This is a genomic window from Rhizobium terricola, assembly GCF_012927355.1.
In the GTDB taxonomy this organism is placed as follows: domain Bacteria; phylum Pseudomonadota; class Alphaproteobacteria; order Rhizobiales; family Rhizobiaceae; genus Allorhizobium; species Allorhizobium terricola.
The window spans coordinates 112,338-130,925 of the sequence record NZ_JABBGK010000005.1; the positions used below are offsets into that span (position 1 = coordinate 112,338).

The 18,588-nt window shown below is 60.8% G+C and carries 21 protein-coding genes; 4 read left to right on the forward strand and 17 right to left on the reverse strand.

The window, feature by feature from the left end; all coding sequences use genetic code 11:
* Position 1: 1 nt before the first annotated feature.
* From HHL25_RS19315 to HHL25_RS19335, 5 genes are all read right to left on the reverse strand, one after another.
* Complete coding sequence (locus HHL25_RS19315) at positions 2-3,163, reverse strand: efflux RND transporter permease subunit (RefSeq protein WP_169594736.1); 3,162 nt, start codon at positions 3,161-3,163, stop codon at positions 2-4.
* Positions 3,160-4,587 carry an efflux RND transporter periplasmic adaptor subunit gene (locus HHL25_RS19320; protein WP_169594738.1) on the reverse strand — a complete coding sequence of 476 codons (1,428 nt, stop codon included), beginning with the start codon at positions 4,585-4,587 and terminating at the stop codon, positions 3,160-3,162. The genes HHL25_RS19315 and HHL25_RS19320 overlap by 4 nt, the downstream gene beginning before the upstream one ends.
* Positions 4,584-4,940 (reverse strand): FixH family protein, encoded by a 357-nt coding sequence (locus HHL25_RS19325; protein WP_246701905.1) that lies wholly within the window; start codon positions 4,938-4,940, stop codon positions 4,584-4,586. The genes HHL25_RS19320 and HHL25_RS19325 overlap by 4 nt, the downstream gene beginning before the upstream one ends.
* 776 nt (positions 4,941-5,716) lie before the next feature.
* The gene (locus HHL25_RS19330; protein WP_080843318.1) at positions 5,717-6,028 is read right to left on the reverse strand and encodes a type II toxin-antitoxin system RelE/ParE family toxin; all 312 of its coding nucleotides are present in this window, start codon (positions 6,026-6,028) and stop codon (positions 5,717-5,719) included.
* The gene (locus HHL25_RS19335) at positions 6,025-6,276 is read right to left on the reverse strand and encodes an antitoxin (protein WP_080843319.1); all 252 of its coding nucleotides are present in this window, start codon (positions 6,274-6,276) and stop codon (positions 6,025-6,027) included. Before HHL25_RS19335 ends, HHL25_RS19330 begins: the two co-directional genes overlap by 4 nt.
* A 50-nt stretch (positions 6,277-6,326) precedes the next feature.
* On the opposite strand from HHL25_RS19335, the gene HHL25_RS19340 reads away from it, so the two are divergent.
* From HHL25_RS19340 to HHL25_RS19350, 3 genes are read left to right on the forward strand one after another with little or no spacing between them, the layout of a single operon-like run.
* Entirely contained in the window at positions 6,327-7,649 is a 1,323-nt protein-coding gene (locus HHL25_RS19340; protein WP_169594740.1) for a multicopper oxidase family protein, read from the forward strand.
* Positions 7,650-7,680: 31 nt separating this feature from the next.
* The gene (locus HHL25_RS19345) at positions 7,681-8,157 is read left to right on the forward strand and encodes a cupredoxin domain-containing protein (RefSeq protein WP_169594742.1); all 477 of its coding nucleotides are present in this window, start codon (positions 7,681-7,683) and stop codon (positions 8,155-8,157) included.
* A gap of 18 nt (positions 8,158-8,175) precedes the next feature.
* Positions 8,176-8,460: a copper-binding protein gene (locus tag HHL25_RS19350; RefSeq protein ID WP_169594893.1), complete on the forward strand. Its 285-nt coding sequence runs from the start codon at positions 8,176-8,178 to the stop codon at positions 8,458-8,460.
* Positions 8,461-8,498: 38 nt separating this feature from the next.
* On the opposite strand, the gene HHL25_RS19355 is transcribed toward HHL25_RS19350, so the two are convergent.
* From HHL25_RS19355 to HHL25_RS19400, 10 genes are all read right to left on the reverse strand, one after another.
* On the reverse strand, positions 8,499-8,867 hold the full coding sequence (locus tag HHL25_RS19355; RefSeq protein ID WP_052821447.1) for a hypothetical protein: 369 nt from the start codon (positions 8,865-8,867) through the stop codon (positions 8,499-8,501).
* A 125-nt stretch (positions 8,868-8,992) separates the two neighbouring features.
* Positions 8,993-9,424: a c-type cytochrome gene (locus HHL25_RS19360; protein ID WP_037094849.1), complete on the reverse strand. Its 432-nt coding sequence runs from the start codon at positions 9,422-9,424 to the stop codon at positions 8,993-8,995.
* A gap of 141 nt (positions 9,425-9,565) precedes the next feature.
* Positions 9,566-10,000 (reverse strand): c-type cytochrome, encoded by a 435-nt coding sequence (locus tag HHL25_RS19365; RefSeq protein WP_077546207.1) that lies wholly within the window; start codon positions 9,998-10,000, stop codon positions 9,566-9,568.
* Positions 9,997-11,481 (reverse strand): multicopper oxidase family protein, encoded by a 1,485-nt coding sequence (locus tag HHL25_RS19370; RefSeq protein WP_037094843.1) that lies wholly within the window; start codon positions 11,479-11,481, stop codon positions 9,997-9,999. Before HHL25_RS19370 ends, HHL25_RS19365 begins: the two co-directional genes overlap by 4 nt.
* Positions 11,482-11,556: 75 nt before the next feature.
* Positions 11,557-11,958 carry a hypothetical protein gene (locus HHL25_RS19375; protein WP_115672697.1) on the reverse strand — a complete coding sequence of 134 codons (402 nt, stop codon included), beginning with the start codon at positions 11,956-11,958 and terminating at the stop codon, positions 11,557-11,559.
* A gap of 70 nt (positions 11,959-12,028) precedes the next feature.
* Positions 12,029-13,168: a YVTN family beta-propeller repeat protein gene (locus tag HHL25_RS19380; protein WP_225246839.1), complete on the reverse strand. Its 1,140-nt coding sequence runs from the start codon at positions 13,166-13,168 to the stop codon at positions 12,029-12,031.
* A 1,001-nt stretch (positions 13,169-14,169) separates the two neighbouring features.
* The gene (locus tag HHL25_RS19385; protein ID WP_037095196.1) at positions 14,170-14,883 is read right to left on the reverse strand and encodes an IS6 family transposase; all 714 of its coding nucleotides are present in this window, start codon (positions 14,881-14,883) and stop codon (positions 14,170-14,172) included.
* A 22-nt stretch (positions 14,884-14,905) separates the two neighbouring features.
* Positions 14,906-15,268: a hypothetical protein gene (locus HHL25_RS19390; RefSeq protein ID WP_205927935.1), complete on the reverse strand. Its 363-nt coding sequence runs from the start codon at positions 15,266-15,268 to the stop codon at positions 14,906-14,908.
* Positions 15,265-15,669: a FixH family protein gene (locus tag HHL25_RS19395; protein ID WP_080843343.1), complete on the reverse strand. Its 405-nt coding sequence runs from the start codon at positions 15,667-15,669 to the stop codon at positions 15,265-15,267. Before HHL25_RS19395 ends, HHL25_RS19390 begins: the two co-directional genes overlap by 4 nt.
* A 123-nt stretch (positions 15,670-15,792) precedes the next feature.
* A complete protein-coding gene (locus HHL25_RS19400; RefSeq protein ID WP_225341520.1) occupies positions 15,793-16,155 on the reverse strand; it encodes a hypothetical protein in 363 nt (120 codons plus the stop codon).
* 204 nt (positions 16,156-16,359) lie between these two features.
* Here HHL25_RS19400 and nadE point away from each other — a divergent pair, with 204 nt between their 5' ends.
* Complete coding sequence (gene nadE, locus HHL25_RS19405; RefSeq protein ID WP_230175143.1) at positions 16,360-17,178, forward strand: ammonia-dependent NAD(+) synthetase; 819 nt, start codon at positions 16,360-16,362, stop codon at positions 17,176-17,178.
* Positions 17,179-17,200: 22 nt separating this feature from the next.
* On the opposite strand, the gene lspA is transcribed toward nadE, so the two are convergent.
* Together lspA and HHL25_RS19415 are read right to left on the reverse strand one after the other, a co-directional pair.
* Complete coding sequence (gene lspA / locus HHL25_RS19410) at positions 17,201-17,692, reverse strand: signal peptidase II (RefSeq protein WP_080843345.1); 492 nt, start codon at positions 17,690-17,692, stop codon at positions 17,201-17,203.
* Positions 17,689-18,555 carry a cation diffusion facilitator family transporter gene (locus tag HHL25_RS19415; RefSeq protein ID WP_225341519.1) on the reverse strand — a complete coding sequence of 289 codons (867 nt, stop codon included), beginning with the start codon at positions 18,553-18,555 and terminating at the stop codon, positions 17,689-17,691. The genes lspA and HHL25_RS19415 overlap by 4 nt, the downstream gene beginning before the upstream one ends.
* Between the last annotated feature and the right edge of the window lie 33 nt (positions 18,556-18,588).

Here is an 18,588-nt window from a genome sequence, read left to right on the forward strand (position 1 = left end):
CTCAAACAGGTTCTGCCGCCAAGGAAGCCGGAAACTGGCTCTCCTCGCGTGCTCGCTTCAACCCGTAGCCCTTGACCACGCCGTAGACGGCGGGGATCACGATCAGCGTCAGCAGTGTCGATGATACCATGCCGCCGATCATCGGCACGGCGATCCGCTGCATGATTTCCGATCCCGCTCCCGTGCTCCACAGGATAGGCACGAGACCCGCCATGATCGCGACGACGGTCATCATCTTCGGTCGAACACGCTCGACCGCCCCGACCATGATCGCCCTGTCGAGGTCCTGTTTTCCGAACTCTCTGCCCGCGGCCACGCATTTCACCTGCTCGTCCTTCAGGGCGTGGTCGAGATAGATCAGCATGATCACCCCGGTCTCGGCGGCGACGCCTGCAAGCGCGATGAACCCGACCGCGACGGCGACGGAAGCGTTGAAGCCCAGCCACCACATCATCCAGATGCCGCCGACCAAAGCGAACGGCAGAGACAGCATGACGATCAGTGTTTCGGTCAATGCCTTAAAGTTCAGGTAGAGCAACAGGAAGATCAGCGCCAGCGTCAGCGGGACGACGATCATTAGCCGGTCCTTTGCCCGTTCCAGATATTCGAATTGCCCGCTCCATGCGACGGAATAGCCCGCGGGCATCTCGACGCTCGCCGCGACGGCTTCTTGGGCTTCGGCAACGTAGCCCCCAAGGTCGCGGTTGGCGATGTCTACGAAGATGTAGACGGCGAGCTGGCCGTTCTCCGTCCTTATGGTCGTGGCACCGCGCGTGAGCTTGACTTCGGCGACCTCGCCCAACGGAACCGTGCCGCCACCGGGCAATGATACCTGGACGTCCCTCGCGATGGACTGGGGATCGCTTCGGAAAGCCCTTGGGTAACGGATGGCGACGCCATACCGCTCTCTGCCCTCCACCGTCGAGGTCACGACCTCGGACCCCAGGGCCATTCCGATGACATCCTGGACATCGTCGATCGAAAGCCCATAGCGCCCGAGCGCCATGCGATCAGGGATGATATCGAGATAGTATCCACCGATGACGCGCTCGGCGTAGGCACTCGACGTTCCCGGCACCGCCTTGAGAACGGTCTCTATATCGCGAGCGACCTTCTCCATCTCGTTCAGGTTGGTCCCGTAGACCTTGACGCCGACGGGCGTGCGTATTCCGGTCGAAAGCATGTCGATGCGGGCGCGGATGGGCATCGTCCAGGCGTTGGAGACACCGGGAAACTGAAGTGCCGCGTCCATCTCCTGTTTCAGACTGTCAGACGTGACGCCCGGCCGCCATTCGGACTTGGGTTTCAGGGTGATGATGGTCTCAAACATTTCCGTCGGAGCCGGATCGGTTGCCGTCAACGCCCTACCCGCCTTGCCGAACACCGACTCGACCTCGGGGAAAGATTTGATGATGCGATCCTGCGTTTGCATGAGCTCCGCCGCTTTTGTCACCGAGAGGCCGGGTAGCGTTGTCGGCATGTACATCAGCGTGCCCTCGTCGAGATCAGGCATGAACTCACTCCCGATATGCTGCACGGGCCAGACGGTCACCCCGAGGATCACGATGGCTACCAGGATTGTCAGGCTCTTGGCCTTAAGGACGCCCGCGATGACCGGACGGTATATCCAGATCAGCAGTCTGTTCAGCGGATTCTTGTGTTCTGGGACAATGCGGCCGCGGACGAACAGGATCATCAGTGCCGGAACAAGTGTGATGGACAGCAGCGCTGCCGCCGCCATCGCGAAGGTCTTGGTGAAGGCGAGCGGTCCGAACAGACGGCCCTCTTGCGATTCGAGCGTAAAAATCGGCAGGAACGACACCGTGATGATCAGCAGGCTGAAGAAAAGCGCCGGGCCGACCTCGCTTGCCGCCTCGATCAGCACTTCGGCTCGAGGCTTGTCAGGAGGCGCGCGTTCCAGATGCTTGTGGGCGTTCTCGATCATGACGATGGCCGCGTCGATCATCGCACCGATAGCGATAGCTATCCCGCCGAGGCTCATGATGTTCGCTCCCAGACCTAGCGCCCGCATGGCCATGAAGGCGATGAGAATGCCGATCGGCAGCATGATGATGGCCACGAGCGCGCTTCGGATATGCAAAAGGAAGGCGATAGTCACCAGTGCAACCACGATCGATTCCTCGATCAACGTGACTTTCAAGGTCTCGATTGCCGCTTCGATGAGTTTCGAACGATCATAGACGGGCAGGATTTCGGTACCAGCCGGAAGACTGCTCTGCACCGCCGCCAAGCTTTCCTTCGCATTTTCGATGACGGTCAGCGCATTCGCGCCGTCGCGCTGGAGAACGATGCCGCTGGCGACCTCGCCTTCACCGTTCAACTCGGTGATGCCGCGCCGCTCGTCCGGCACCAGCTCGACCCTTGCGACGTCCGAGAGACGCAGCGGGACGCCGGCATTCGATTTCAGGACAATGTTCTCGATGTCATTGATGCCCTGCAGGTAGCCCTTGCCGCGCACCATGAATTCGAACTCGGATAGTTCGATTGTGCGACCGCCGACGTCGCGGTTGCTGGAACGCACCGCGTCGGCGATATCCGACAGCGACACGTTCTGAGCCTTCAGGCGGGCGGGATCGACGACGATGGAATACTGCTTAACGAAGCCGCCGACGCTGGCCACCTCGGCGACGCCTTCGGATTTTGAGACGGCGAACCGCACCACCCAGTCCTGAAGTGACCGAAGTTCGGCCAGCGACAGTTCCTTGGCGATGACGGCGTATTGGTAAACCCAGCCCACACCCGTCGCATCGGGACCGAGGCTCGGTGACACCCCGTCCGGCAGGCGGCTCGCGGCGGCGTTCAGATATTCGAGCACTCGGCTGCGCGCCCAGTAGGGGTCGGTTCCGTCCTCGAAAATCACGTAGACGAACGAAACGCCGAAGAACGAAAACCCACGGACGACCTTAGACTTCGGCACGGTCAGCATCGAGGTCGTCAGCGGATAGGTGACCTGATCCTCGACTACCTGCGGAGCCTGGCCGGGATAGTCGGTGAACACGATGACCTGGACGTCTGAGAGGTCGGGGATGGCATCGAGCGGAAGCGTGCGCAACGCATAGACGCCGCCCGCGATGGAAAGAGCAGCGCCGACGAAGATGAGGACGAGGTTGCGGGCCGACCATGCGATGACGTTGGCAATCATGGATTTGCCTCGTCCTGCGTGAGGGCACTCAGTGCCGCGTTGAGGTTGCTTTCGGCGTCCAGTAGGAAGTTAGCGGAAACAACGACGCGGTCGCCTGCTGCGATGCCTTTGGTGACCTCAGTCATGTCTTCGCCTCGGACACCCAGCGCGACGTCCATCGGTTCGAACCTGCCCTCGCCCTTGTCGAGAAAGACAATCTGGCGGTCGCCCGTGTCGATGATCGAACTGTTGGGAACGGCGACGACCGGGTTTCCCGCTCCCGCTTCAATCTCCACCTCCGCATACATGTTGGCTATCAGCTGTCCCTCGGGATTAGGAAGCTCAATCCGGATCTTTGCCGTGCGGGTCTGCATCTGCACCTCGGGATAGATGAGGTCGACCGTTCCCCGGAAGATCATGCCGGATACGTTTCGGACGCTGACGGAAACGTTGGCACCCATACGAACGGAGCCCAGTTCGTATTCGGGGACGTCGGCAATCACCCAGACCTTGGACACGTCGGCGATCCTGAACAGGATGTCGCCTGCCTCCGCCATCATGCCGCTTACTGCCATGCGCTCAAGCACGACGCCGTCACGCGGTGACGTGTAAATAATGCTCTGCGGCACCTTCCGCTCGGCGGCGATGCTGGTGATGGTTGCTGCCGGTACGCCAAGATTTTTCAAGCGAAGCGACGCGCCGGAGTTAGGGTCAGATTTTGCCCCGTTGCGCATCTCGGCTGCGTATTCCGCTCCGGCCGTTGCAATTTCTTTAGAATAGAAATGAAAGAGTCCTTCGCCCTTCGTTATCCTATCCCCTGTCGTGACGTCGGCGACGTCCTCGACGAATGCGTCGGCCCGCATCGAGATGATGCTGACCATGCGTTCATCGAGCGTGACAGTTCCCGGTACCCGGATCTTCCGGGTGACGGTCGTCACCTGCGCCAACGCCGTCTTCACACCCGTGCGCTGAAGCTTGCCGGGCGAAACCTTGACGGTTGAGCTGTCGCTGACGTCCCCGTCGTAGACAGGCAGGTAGTCCATGCCCATTGAATCCTTCTTCGGCACTTTGGAGGTGTCGGGAAGTCCCATGGGGTTCCGGTAGAACAGAACCTTGCGTTCCGTGGCTCCGTCCCCGCCTTCAGCCATCGGCGTTCCGGCTTCGGTTCCGTCGAAGCTGACGTCTTCGCTCGCCCGGACGGCCGTGAACGGCCGTCCGTCATCGGTGTTCTTCGGCTTGGCGGAATATTCGGCCAGGGCGTCGGGGTGGCTGTAGTAAATCACCGCCCCCGTTCCTTCGGGTTGAGGCACGGCTTCGGCCGCCATGCGCGTGTTGGCGATTAAGCGCTGCAACGCAGCCCCGACGTCATTCTTCCCCGCCCAGTAACCTGCCCCGCCGACGATCGCGGCGAGGGAGATTGCGGCAATGGTGCGCGAGGCGCTCACGGGACGGCCTTCAGGACGATTTCGCCCTTCACAGTCTCAGGCTCGCCCTGAACCTTGGCAGCGACCTGGAAGCGCCACCCGCCTTCCATCGAAAGGTTGGTTATGAAAGCGTAGACGCCAGGTTCCGTCGACGCCAACGGTTCAACGGTCGTGGTCATCATTTCCATTCCATCCGGAGCCATGTCCATGCGGGTGGTGAAGATGACGGCATCAGGAACTGTTTTGCCCGTCCGCTTGTCGACCAGCCGGACCAAGACTGCCGAACCCGGACCTTTTTTAATCTCGGTCTCGACGGCTTGAAATTCGTAGTCGTCGGCTCCGGCAACCAAAGCGGTGGCGGTGCCAAACAGCATAACGCCTGCGAGGACAACGGCCCTCGCGTCGAAAGTAAACTTGTTCATGTTCGATGTCTCGTCCTGACGGGTCTGCGACCTCGTCTTCAGTCAATATGGATCGCCGTCGGTACCGCGAAGACGTAAGGCTACGACTGTGCAGAACCGATAACGTGTTGAATGACCTGCAATCAGACTCGTGGAGGGCGGACGGGCGGGTAGACTAGCGAAGAGACAAGCTCCGCATGCGGATGGACGAGATAGCGATGGGCGCTCCATCCAACTCTCAGCGACGCAGGATGCGTGCTGGCGACCTGGCCGACGATTACGGTCGTGCATAAAAGCACAAGAGGACAGGATTTGGTGCCGCATCCGGGCTTGGCGGGCATCTCATCAGGGCAGCAGGGCATATCCCCGGACATCTCCGTACCCGCCACCTTGTCAGCCTCGGCGGAAACTGATGCCGCCATGACGCTATCAGCCGCACCGATGCTCATTGGACCGACAACGATCCCGAGCAACGCGGTCACGAACAGCAGACGGTGGACTATAGCCAGGAACCTCATTGTTTTACTGTGACACGTCAACGCTGAATCGAGAATAGGCTCACAAAGATTTGCGATGGAGCGCGATGCCCGATTGGGAGTTGAGAGGCGGAGAGTGCAGCGATTTAATTTCAACTTGGTTCGGCAGTCTTTTCGCTCTTGAAGGGATCCGAACCGACGACACCTTTTTGATCGCTCGAAGACAAGGGCTTATCTAGCACGCGCGCAGGAGTTCCTCCCGTCGTGAAAACATCACTCGTTTAGACGGTCAGCCAAACGCCTCATGAGATCCATTCGTTCGTGAAGAATCGCTACGATGAGAGCGGGCGCATGTTCTCGAGGCAGACAGAAGAAGTAGTGGTGCTGGCATCGCGCCATCCGCAGCGCCGGATAGAGTGCGCTCAGATCCTTGAAGGGAACTTTGCCCGCGGCAATGTCCTCCATTCCTCGCTCCAAAGCCGAGACGTATTGACGTACCTGGGCGGCACCCCATTGTGCCCGTGTGTAACGGATTACCGAGCGAAGATCGGATTCTGCCTCTGCGGTCAGGATGTAAGCCGTCAAGCGCGACCTTCGGCAATCTCCTCGTCGAGGATCTCACCTACGGTTTTGGTCGACAGTTTTCCGGCGAGCCCCTCACTGATGCGCGTATTCATCAACGTCTTTAACTCTTCCCAGGCCCGTTCTCCCTCGACGTCGCCGGGAAACAGGCGCTCAAGTGCGTACTGCTTGATTGTCTTGCCCTGCAGAGCGGCTAGCGCTTTGAGGCTTTGATGTTGTTTGTCCGTTATGTCGATCGTCAAGCGGCTCATTTCACATACTCCCGAAGTGACGGACCCACATTAGCACATATGTGGTTTAGTTGCCACCATTGCAGCGTTATCGTAAGACCTGGGCGCAAACGTCCAACATGGGCTTGCCGGAAGCCGCTCTCATGGACTCGGCGGCCACGCAAACCCCGTTAAAGCCGACGGTCGGCCCAGATTACAATCCGGTCGTCACCCTCAACGGTTGGACCTTGCCGTTCCGAATGAACAACGGGGTGAAGGAATTCCACCTCGTTGCCGAGCCGGTGGAGCGGGAGATGGCCGAAGGCATGACAGCCTATCTCTGGGGGTACAACGGCCAGTCACCGGGTCCGACCATCGAAGCAGTCGAAGGCGACCGGGTTCGCATTTTCGTGACCAACAAGCTGCCGGAGCACACGACCATTCATTGGCACGGTATGATCCTGCCGTCGGGGATGGATGGTGTTGGCGGGCTGTCGCAGCCTCACATCCCCTCTGGCAAGACCTTCGTTTACGAGTTCGATCTCGTGAAATCCGGCACCTTCATGTACCACCCGCACTCGGACGAGATGGTACAGATGGCGATGGGGATGATGGGCTTCTTCGTCATCCATCCCCGGGACCCGAAGTTCATGCCGGTGGATCGGGATTTCGTCTTCCTGCTCAGCGCCTATGACATCGATCCGGGAACATACGTGCCCCGGATCATGGAAATGACCGACTTCAACCTCTGGACGTTCAACACGCGCGTCTTTCCAGGGATCGATCCGCTCGTCGTTTCCAAGAACGACAGGGTTCGTGTTCGCGTCGGTAACCTGACGATGACGAACCATCCAATCCACATGCACGGCTACGATTTCGAGGTGACCTGCACCGATGGCGGCTGGGTCAGGCCGGAGGCGCGCTGGCCCGAGGTCAGCATCGACATCCCTGTCGGTGCGATGCGCGCCTACGAGTTCGACGCGAAGTACGTCGGCGACTGGGCGATCCATTGCCACAAGTCGCATCACACCATGAATGCCATGGGTCACGAGATCCCGACATTCATCGGGGTCGACAAGAAGGAGGTTGCAAAAAAGATCAGGCAGATCCGTCCCGAATACATGCCCATGGGGACGGCCGGCATGGCGGATATGGGCGAAATGTCGATGGAAATACCGGAGAACACCGTCCCCATGATGACCGGGTGGGGTCCCCACGGCCCGATCGAAATGGGCGGCATGTTCTCCGTGGTGAAGGTCCGCGAGGGTATCTCAGCGGGCGACTACAGCGATCCGGGTTGGTACGAGAACCCTCCCGGCACGCAGGCGTGGGAATGGACCGGGAGCTTGCCCGAGCCTGTCAAAGCGAAAGATGCCAAGACACAACTTCCGTCTGGCCATTCCAATCACGGTTAACTTCCTCCCAGAAACGACAAAGGAAACGATTATGAAACGCATTCTAGTTGGTCTGCTACTCTCAACGTTTGCCACCGCTGCTTTTGCATCCGGTTCGCATGAGGGCGGTCATGGCGAAATGGCCGTTGGCGAACCCGGTGAAAAGGCCAAGGCGTCCCAGACCATCCCTGTCACGATGAAGGAAACGGATGACGGCAAGATGATCTTCACACCAAGCACCTTCAAGGTCCGCCAGGGCCAGACCGTTCGCTTCGCGATCAAGAATGCGGGCGAGGTCGATCATGAATTCGTGCTCGACCAGGAAGACAAGATCATGGAGCACAAAGCCGTGATGGAGAAATTCCCGGAAATGGAACACGAGGATCCGAACGCCATTCGCCTCGCGCCCGGAAAATCCGGCGAGATCGTCTGGAAGTTCACCAACGACGGCGTGTTCAAGATCGCCTGCCTCGTTCCCGGTCACTACGATACCGGCATGCACGGCGACGTCACGGTCGCGAAGAAATAAGGAGCAACAGAAATGACGATGAAAGCTATCACAAGAATCACACTCGCCTTCGCCGTCGCCTTCGCCTTCGGCACCGCCGCCTTCGCGCAGGAATTCACCAGCGGCACGGTCAAGAAGCTGGACGAGAAGGCGAAGAAGGTCACGCTCATCCATGAAGAGCTGAAGAACCTCGAGATGCCGGCCATGACGATGGTATTCCAGGTCGCTGATGACGCGATGCTAGAAAAGCTCAAGGTCGGCGCAAAGGTCCAGTTCGTTGCCGAGCGCGTCAACGGAAAGCTGACTGTCACCCAGGTCAAGTGAAGCACAGGGCCGCGCTGGATGCAGCGCGGCCCCGTTCCTCATGAGACCGGCAGGAGGCAGAAGGTGCGCCAGAGATCCTGCTTCCAATCCCCCGGCTCGGGCGAATCCGACAGCATAAACTCTGATTGGCCGATCATGACGGCCTTCGGCGCGGCGCATCGTACCTTTGCAAGGTGGGCGCTGTGGTCGATGAATCTGATCTGACCCTCGGGTCCGCGCTCTGTGAGCGCGACTTGCACATCGAAATTATATTCCGGGTCAAGAGAGGTTGCCGCGACGGTCACGGACAGGCTGATGGTCGTTTCATCCGCGAAATAAGACGTATGAAACGGCTGATCCTCTTGGGCATTTGACGCCGACACCAGCAAAGCCAGAACGACAAATGCGCATGTTATGCCAGTTCGCATTGCACACCCCTCCCATAGGCGACTTGGCCGCCTCATCCTATCACACCACAACTCCACTCGCAGCCGCCCGATTTCCTCAAACCCGCCTCGACAGGTCTGGCAGGGTATCTCGCCGCCAATGCTCCTCAATTGATGCCGTTCGCCCGCTGAAGCTCGCGCACATAGGCCACGATCGTAGCGACGTCGGCCCTCGTCAGACCCGGCTGAGGAGGCATGTTTCCGAATTTCCAGTGATGCGCGCGCACGCCGTTGGCGACGGCCATTTCAAAGGCGTAGTCTCCGTGGTGAGAAGGTTCGTATATCCGATGGATGAGCGGCGGGCCGGCATCGGTTCCGGCCGCGTTCTTGCCGTGGCACGCTGCACAGACGGCGTTGAAAGCTCGTTCTCCCATCTTTGCGGTGTCGGACAATGACGAAGGCACGACAACCGACAATGCCGTCCCCTGGCCCGATACTCCTCTTCTGGCTTCGTCTTCCGATCCGGTTCGATTCCAAAGCGCAAAGCCCGCAACCGCTGCCGCGGCGACGAGCAGAGCGAAGACGTTTCTCTTGTTCATTTGTGAATCCTTATGTCTTTAGGCCGCCGAACACCCTCTCTGCCGCCATCAACTGCCGAACCCGTCGGCATGAATGTGGTGGTGGGGCGGCGCGCGATGGCGATGTGGGGCCACGAAATTGTTTTCGTGGCCTCCGGCGTGTCAGCCGTTCGAGATGCGGCGTTGGTAGTCTGCCTCTCGCTGCGGCCAGGTACTCTTGATGTAGTCGAGGACAGCCTCGATCTCGGCGGAGGTCAGAGCCTCCCGAAAGCCGGGCATGTCACTCTCGTAGCCACCGCCAACCACCGCGGCGGTCCCATCGGTGATGATTGCGAGGAGCTGCCTGTCCGAATGATGCCAGGTGTGACCGGTCTCGTCATGCGGCGGCGCCGGAAGGCGGCCGCTCGTGCCCGGGCTGCGCCAGTCGGGCTGGCCTTCGAGTTTCGTGCCGTGACAGCTCGCACAGTTCGCTAGATAGACTGCCCGGCCAAGGGCGATGCGATCGCTCGCCTCCTGACCGGACCGTCCCTTTCCGACCAAGATCGCACCGGCCGCCGCCAGGAGAGTTGCGGCGACCGCGATCCAGAGCGGTTTCATGCAGCGATCCTGAACTCGGTCATCATCCCGGTGGCCAGATGCGGCATATGATGGCAATGCAACATCCAGCTCGCGGCCTCGCCGGCATCAAGGGCAACAGTGACCATCGACATCGGCGGTATGTACACGGTATCGCGGCGCGCACCTTCGAAGCGTCGCCTGTTGATGCCAACAACCTGGAATGCATGCCCATGCAGATGCATCGGGTGCCCCATCATCGACATATTGTGGAACATCAGTTCCACCCGATCGCCGCTCGTTGCGGCAACCGGCCGATGCTTGCCCCATGTTGCTCCGTCGATGGTCCAGACATAGGGCTGCATCGAGCCGCCGAGCATGATCATGTGGCTTCGATCCACCGGACGGGCGGCAAGCGTGTCGACAGCGACCAGCCGTGACTCCTGAGACAAGTCCGTGTCGAAGGCCGGGGCGTCATTCGCTGAAAGGGAATCGATCCTGTCGATCGTGGCGCCCGCGGGGGCGAGAATAATGCCGGTCCTTTCACGTTCGCCCTCCCTGAGCGCCAGAATCGGCCATGCGCGGGTCTCATTTGGAAGGTCGATCTCCAGGTCGAGACGCTGCCCCATGGCCAGCCCGAACCGCGAACCCGCGACCGGCTGGACCTCATGCCCGTCGACGGCGACGAGCCGGGCTTGTGCTTCGCCCGTGTCGATCCAGAAAACGGTGGCTGCGGCTGCGTTGATGACACGGAGCCGAACCCGGCCGCCGCGTTCGACCTGAACGACATCGGGATCGGACAGGGTTCGGTCATTGGCGAGATAGGCATCCCAGTCGTAGTCGTTGAGATCCATCGCCATGTTACCCATATCCATGGCCATCGAGCCCATTCCCCCGGCCTCGCCCTGGTTCATTCCAGGCATGCCGCCATGGTTCATGCCTTGCATCGCGCGTGACATGCCGGCAGCGCCATGTCCATCAGCGCTTGCGCTGGTGATCTCTTCCAGCACTTCTTCCGGTGTCTTGAACGCGAAGTCGTGCAGGAACAGGACGACTTCCTGCCGATCGGCGGATAGGTCTTCTGCCCTCCGGACGATCAGCGGCGCGGCGAGCAATCGCATTTCCTGGATCGGCACATGGCTGTGCATCCAGTGCGTTCCGGGCTGGGGCGCGAAATCGAAGCTGCGCGTTTCACTGGGCTGAAGAAGCGGCTGCGGCATATCCGGGACGCCGTCCTGAGCGTTCGGGGGAATCTGGCCGTGCCAATGAATGATCGTGGACTCGGCGAGATCGTTGGTCAGATCCACCCGAAATCGCTCGCCCGGATCGAGGAGCAGCCCCTGCCCGTTGGGACCAGCAAGTCCGAAAACGGTGGCCGGTCGATTGTCTATATCGAGCGTGCGGCTGGTGGCGGCCAGGCGGATCGCAGCCGCGTCCTGGCCGTAGGCCCTGATGGGGAAATGGGATGCAGCAAGCATGGCTGCGCTGGCGGCGAGGAAGCCGCGTCGTGAAAAGGTCGTCATATTCGTCACCTCGGGACGATCTGTCCCGCCTGAAAGGTCCAAATGGATCGCAGCGGGATCAGCCCCGCCGCAGGCTCAGAGGAGGCGCGATATAGGAGGGCGATCATTCCGGCCGGGAGCTGCCGCAACGAAGACGGCATCCGGCGGGAAGGGATATTTTTGCCGCGAGCTGATTTGCTTTGCCGAAGTACGCACAACCGGAAGCCAGGCCGATATTCCGGCGCAGGCGAAGGCGCACAATCCGGCATCTGCTTTGCAGGATTTCCCTTCGCTGCAAGCGGCCATCGAAGAAGAGGCTTGCTCCATGTGCTGCGTCAGCGCGGCGCGTTCCAACATCCCGGACATGCGGGTCTCGTGTGCTTGAACGGCAAAAGAAGCAGCGGCAAGCGAGATGGTTGTAACAATGATAAGCAACGCGCGAAGCATGGGCAAAGAATAGAGCCTCGCCGACCCTTTGTCCATTGATGAAGCCTGCATGCCGGCCGTCCTGCTCCTAGGTTTGAGGCTTAGGTCGTGCGGGGCGGCGAAGCGCCGCCCCGACGTTGCATCACTGCGCCTGATAGGTGACGCCGTTCGGTCCCTTGCCGACAGCATATGTCTTGACCACGGACTGGCTGCCGACGTCGATCTGGGAAACGGTCCCGGCCACGATGTTGGTGACGAAGACAAAGGCTCCGTCGGCAACGACCGTCACGCCGTGAGCGCCCTTGTCCGTCTGGATGGTCTTCACGACATTCCCGCCTACGACATCGATAACCGAGACCGTCTCATCCGGCTCCGTTTCGGTTCCCTGGTTCGCGACGTAAACCAGCCGGCCATCAGGCGTGGCGTAAACCTGGATGGGCGAACGGCCGACATTGATGCGTGCGATCACCTCGCGCGACTGCGTGTCGATAACGGCGACCTTGTTTTCATCGCGCAGCGAGACATAGACCCGCTTTCCGTCAGGTGTGAAGCCGACCTGGACGGGCGCAACGCCTACCTTGATCCTGGCAACTTCCGAAAGCGCCGTTGTGTCGATAACCGAAACAGTACCGTCCTGGACATTCGCGACATAGATGGCGCTTCCATCCGGGCTCATCCGCAGGCCGTGGGGGTAGTCGCCGGTGCCGACCGTGGCGACGACCTCGCCCTTGGCAAGATCAACGACCGACAAGCTGTCGTCTTCGGAATTCGAGACGTAGGCGCGATTGCCTTGCGCGTCTGCGATCACATGCGCAGGATGCCCACCCACGGGGATCGACGCCTTCACGCCGGAGGAAATATCGGCCGCGTCGAGGACGATCAATTGGCCTGCGACAGCGGCATCACCATGTCCGTCGCCGCCATGGCCAGCCCCATTGGACGCATGAGCGTCTTCAGCTTTGCCGGCGACCGGCAGGCCCACCGCCAGCACCAAATCTTTTCCCGATACGAACTGCACGTTGTGGGGCGTGATCGGGACCGGAACGATGTCGATCTTTTCCGTGGTAAGGTCGATGCGGCTAACGGTGTTGCCAAATTCATCGGCCGTATAGACGAAGCCGGTTGCAGCAGGCTCCGCTCGGACGGTGGCGGCGAACGGAATAGCAAGCACCAGGGCCGATGCCGTCGCGAAGGCCAGCATGGCCGCACGTCTGCGAATCGCGGTTGCTGTCAGGACTGCCGCGGTGATGGAAATCGAACGGGTCGAGTGGGTCTTTAACATGGTATTCAGCTCCTCGGCTCGCAGCCTTGCGGGCTGCTCGAGCACATCTTGAGGTGAGTTTGAAAAGTGGCCCGGCGTGCGGATACCGAAGACTTCCTCGCGTGCCGCTGCCTACCGATTTCGGCAAGGTCCGTGCATGGCCCTTTCTGGCTCGCCGGCAGCCGACGATTGGAGGCTATGTCACGTCGGCGTCACGCAGAACGGCTCGTCTCCTCGGCCGTATCGTTGGGCGGCCTGGGACGCGCACGGTCGGAAGACTAAGGCATTGTGCCAGTCCTCGGGTCGGCTGGAGCACACGGACAGAACAGGCCGAAGGTGCTCAGATGACCAAGATGGATCGCGGAGGTCGCTTCTGACGACGCAACTCCGCGGATGAGGGCACGGGCGATGCAGCCGGCGAGACTGTCTCGCCGTTCAACGTGCGCCAGCTCCAGGCCGTGTTCAGCGGAGCGCAGAGGAAGCACCCGAGGCTCGACAGGCAGTGACCGCTGTCGCACGGGTGCTCGGCGCCGCGTTGGGTATCGTTGTCGCAGGGCATGCGCACGAGGAGGTCGGCACAATCCCCAGCTTGAGTCATGAGCGCCGGGATGCCCTCCCTTGAAGCAGCACGCGCTTGATGCCCGCCATCTGTGAGAAACGCCGTAAGCCCGAACGCGATGGCGAGGAAAAGGATAAACCCGCGCCGCAAGGCGGTCGCCCAATTATGCGACCTTCTGAACGCCTTGACCATTGTCACGCCGGCGGCCACCACGGCTCATCCTTCGGTTTGCTTGAATGTAGAAACTGGGGGCAAATCTAGCGCAGATCCAGAATGATCACTTTGCGCTGCATCAAACACGTAGGGATCAATGCTTGCGAGGCCGCTCACCGAAACGACCTGCGCGCCAATCTCCGCAAATGAGTGTGCTGCTCGCGCGGAGAAGCGCGCTCGACTAGATAGAATTTACCGGTGGCGTCGCCTTAACCGAGTTTGGGATGCGGTAGTCTCTTCGACCTGAACTTCACGCATCAATCGACAAAGCGATTTCCCGCCAGGTCGAGATGGCGTGAGTGCGAAGCTGGCGATGGTCTGCGGCGGTCAAGTCTTTGCGGTGAAGAAGGAAGAGATTGGCGATCTGGCCGTGAGTGGAGACGAAACGCTGACATTGCCGCGCGGACTTGAAGCGCATCATGCGCCGCTCTCGTCGTCGCACAGCAAGATGGGAATTTTCAGCCTGGTTGTTCAATCCCTTGTGCGAGCGATGTTCGACCTTCGGCATCAAATCCGCCTTCGCAGCCGAATAGGAACGCAGCTTGTCGGTCAGCATCACGCGCGGGGCGATGCCTTGACCCTTGAGCAGTTTGCGCATCAGACGCAAGGCTGCTGCCTTGTTCCTTCGGCTTTGCAAGAGGGCGTCGAGAACGTAGCCGTTGGCATCGACGGCGCGCCACAGCCAGTATTTCTTTCCCTTGATCGTCACCACCATCTCATCGAGCTGCCACTTGTCGGCAAACTGGCCTCGTGAGCGGCGTCGGAGCTGATTGGCGAACTTCAAGCCAAATTTCGCCGCCCATTCCGAGACGGTCTGGAATGAGACGTTGATGCCGCGCTCGGCCAACAGATCTTCGACGTCGCGTAAACTGAGCGGAAATCGGAAATACAGCCAGACCGCATGGGTGATGATCTCGGCAGGAAAGCGGTGGCGTCTGAAGTGGGCGGCAGGGAATTCGGTCATGACAATCCGAATATCAAGTCGGCTAAAACAGGCGGTTAAGGCGACGCCACCCCTTCCGTTCCGGTGTGACTGATGACGTGTCGGCCGCAGGCAGGACCGCCCCGCTCGCGCCGAGGCTGATGTCCTCGCTTGCCCGGACAGGTGTGAATGGCCGCCCGTCATCCGTGTTCGTCGGTTTGGCAGAGTATTCGGCCATACCGTCCGGGTGACGGTAGTAGATCACCGCTCCCGTTCCTTCGTGTCGCGGTTCAGCCTCGGTGGCCATCCCGGTGCCTTCAACGTATCGCCGCAGGTACGCACCGACATCGTTCTTTCCCGCCCAATAGCCTCCCCCGCCGACGATCGCGGCGAGGGAGAGCGTGACAATGATGCGCGAGGTGCTCACGGGACAGCCTTGAAGACGACTTCGCCTTTGACCGTCTCAGGCTCGCCCTGAACCTTGGCGGCGACCTGGAACCGCCATCCGCCTTCCATGGAAAGGTTTGTCGTGAAGGCGTAGACGCCCGGCTCGGTGGAGGGTGAGGGTTCCACGGTGGTGGTCATCATCTCCATGCCGTCGGGAGCCATGTCCATCCGCGTTGTGAAGATGACGGCGTCGGGGACTGCCTTGCCCGTCCGCTTGTCGATCAGCCGTACCGACACGGTCGAGCCTCGTCCCTGTTTGATGTCCGTGTTCACGGCTTGGAATTCGTAGTCCTGCGCTCCGGCGAAGGAAGCGGTGGCGGTGCTGAACAGCATCGCGCCAGCGAGGAGCGCGGTCCTCGCGTTGAAGGTGGTATTTTCCATGATTCAATGTCTCATCCGGACGGGTCCGTGACCGCGTCCTCAGTCAAAATGGATCGCCGTCGGTACCGCACGGACGCAAGACCTGCGACCGCGCCGATCGACGACGTGTTCACTGACGTGGGATCAGACTCGCGGAGGACGTACTGGCGGATCGACCAGTGAGGAGGCAAGCTCCGCATGAAGGGCAATGAGGAACCGATGGGCGACCCAACCGAGATTCAACGACCAGGAATGCGGGTTAGCCACCTGGCCGACGATCACCGTCGTACACACCAAGGCCAGAGGACATGACTTGCCGCTGCAGTCGGGCTTGGCCGGCATTTCGTCAGGGCAACACGGCATGTCGCCTGACATCTCCATGCCGGACATGCCGTGCATCGCGGGTCCGGAGGCCGCCATTACGCTGTCCGCCGCCCCGATGCTCAAGGGACCGACCACAATCCCCAGCAGGGCGGTCACGAACAGCAGTCGATGGATGACCTTCATGAACCTCACCCGCATAGTCTGGCACGAAGACATCGGGGTTGGAAGAGGTCTCACGGAAAAGTGCGTTATCGACAGCGACGCACTTCGCGCCTGCTCCGGTTACGTGTCGATCTGCAGCCATGTAAGTTTACGAGACAGTCGGGATTCGGCAGGTTGCAACTTTCTCGCCTGGTTTGGATTTCACAGCTGTTATGGAGGATTGTCGTGCGTGACCAACATTTGCAGATTATCGAGGCGCTCGGAGTAGCGAAGGAATTCGACGCGTCCGCGGAAGCCGAGCGCAGAACGGCCTTCCTCGCGGATTACATGCAAGCCTCGTCGTGCGGAGCGCTCGTCCTTGGCATCAGCGGGGGAGTGGATTCGCTCACCGCGGGACTGCTTGCCCAGACTGCGGTGAACCGCCTCCGGGGCAGAGGGCATAAGGCGGAGTTCATCGCGGTCAGACTGCCTTATGGCACGCAGGCCGACGAGGCCGACGCTCAGAGAGGGCTCGCGTCCATCGGCCCCGACCGCGTAGTCACCATCGACATAAAGCCCGCAGCCGACGCGATGATGGCCGAGGTCTGCGGGGACGCAGGCGACCTGTTCGAAACCGTTCGGCTGGACTTCCACCTTGGCAACATCAAGGCGCGCCAGCGGATGATCGCCCAGTACGCGCTCGCCGGCGCGGTTCGTGGCCTGGTGATCGGGACTGACCATGCGGCGGAGGCATTGATGGGCTTCTTCACGAAATTCGGCGACGGCGCTGCGGACGTCCTGCCGCTTTCCGGACTGACCAAGCGGCGCGTGCGGGCGCTCGCCGAATATCTCGGAGCGCCGAGGGACCTGGTGTTCAAGGTGCCGACCGCCGATCTGGAGTCCGACGCTCCGCTGCGGCCCGATGAAGACGTCTACGGGGTCACGTATGATGACATCGACGACTTCCTGGAAGGAAAGCCGATCGGAGAACCCGCGTTTCAGCGCATCCTCGCGACGCACGTCGCGACGGCCCACAAGCGCGCCCTGCCACTCTCGCCGCAATGACAGGAATGGCCCTTAGGCCCCGTTACCGTGCTGACGTACCGTCGCCCACCTCGGCGGTTCCGCTTTGCGTGGTCTGCAGGACCAACAGAAGGGCCACGCCTGAAGAAATCCAGACATCGGCCGGATTGAACACGAACGGCTCCCATTCACCAAAGCGGAGGCTCAGGAAGTCAGTCACGGCGCCCCTCATGCTGCGGTCGATCAGGTTTCCGAGCGCGCCAGCCAGGATCATCGACAGGGCTGCCCGTTGCCAGCCGCGCGAACGATACGCCCATATAGCGATGACAAGTGTTATAATGCCCGTAACCCCGATCAGGACTGCTTTGCCGATTTCGCCGTCGACAGCGAACATGCTGAACGACACGCCTTTGTTGAAGGTCAGTCGCAACGGTACCAAAGGCAGAAAGTCCGTGGGGGGGCCGTAAGGTTCAAGGCTCGCCCGCGCCCACGCCTTCGCTCCCAGGTCAAGTGCCGCGCCGACCAGGACCACGGCAATTGAAGCAACCGCCCTCATCTGTCCCTCGCCGCAGAGAGGTCCTGTCTTGCGTCCCGGATGATCGACCACGCCGATTGAAGGAAGAGGCCTGCAACTGCGAACGCGACCACGAGGTCAGGCCATTGTGTTCCCGTCCACCAGACCAAGCCCGCGGCGGCCACGACCGCGAGATTGCCGATCGCGTCGTTTCGCGAAAACAACCACACCGCCCGCATGTTCGCGTCGCCCTTGCGGTGCGGGATGAGCACCACGGCCGCCAGAACGTTGACGACGAAGGCGACAAGCGCGAAGCCGCCCATGAGCACGGATTCCGGCTGATGCTCGATAAACACCCTGTAGATGGTGGACGCGACGACGCCAAGTCCGAGCAGGCCGAGGAAAACACCCTGTAGAAGAGCCGCCTTGGCGCGAGCGGCGAGGCCCCATCCGACCGCGACCAGCCCCAGGAATGAGATCATGCCGTCCCCCAGGAAGTCGAGGGCGTCCGCCTGTAGCGCCTGGGAGCCGGCGAGGAAGCTTCCGACGATCTCAACGACTCCGTAGCCAACGTTCAGCAGCACGACGATCCAGAGCGCCCTCTTATATGCCGGGGTGACATGCGACAGGTCCGGAATCCTGTCGTCGTCATCGCCGTCTGCCGTGTCGCTGGATGGGCCGATGCGGTCAAGCTGATAACCCAGACCCGTGATGGCGCTTTCCAGCAGAGGCAGGCGGTTCGCCGGCTCGTCAACTTGCAGTGTCATAATCTGCGATGCGATCGATACCTTCACGTCGGCCACGCCTTCGACCTTGCGCGCGGCCCCCTCGATCTTGGCGGCGCAGGAGGAACAATCCATCCCCGTCACCTGATAGCGGATCGTGTCGGTTGCAGCTGCTGCCATTTCGTCGGTCCTCGATATTCGAATTCGACCATG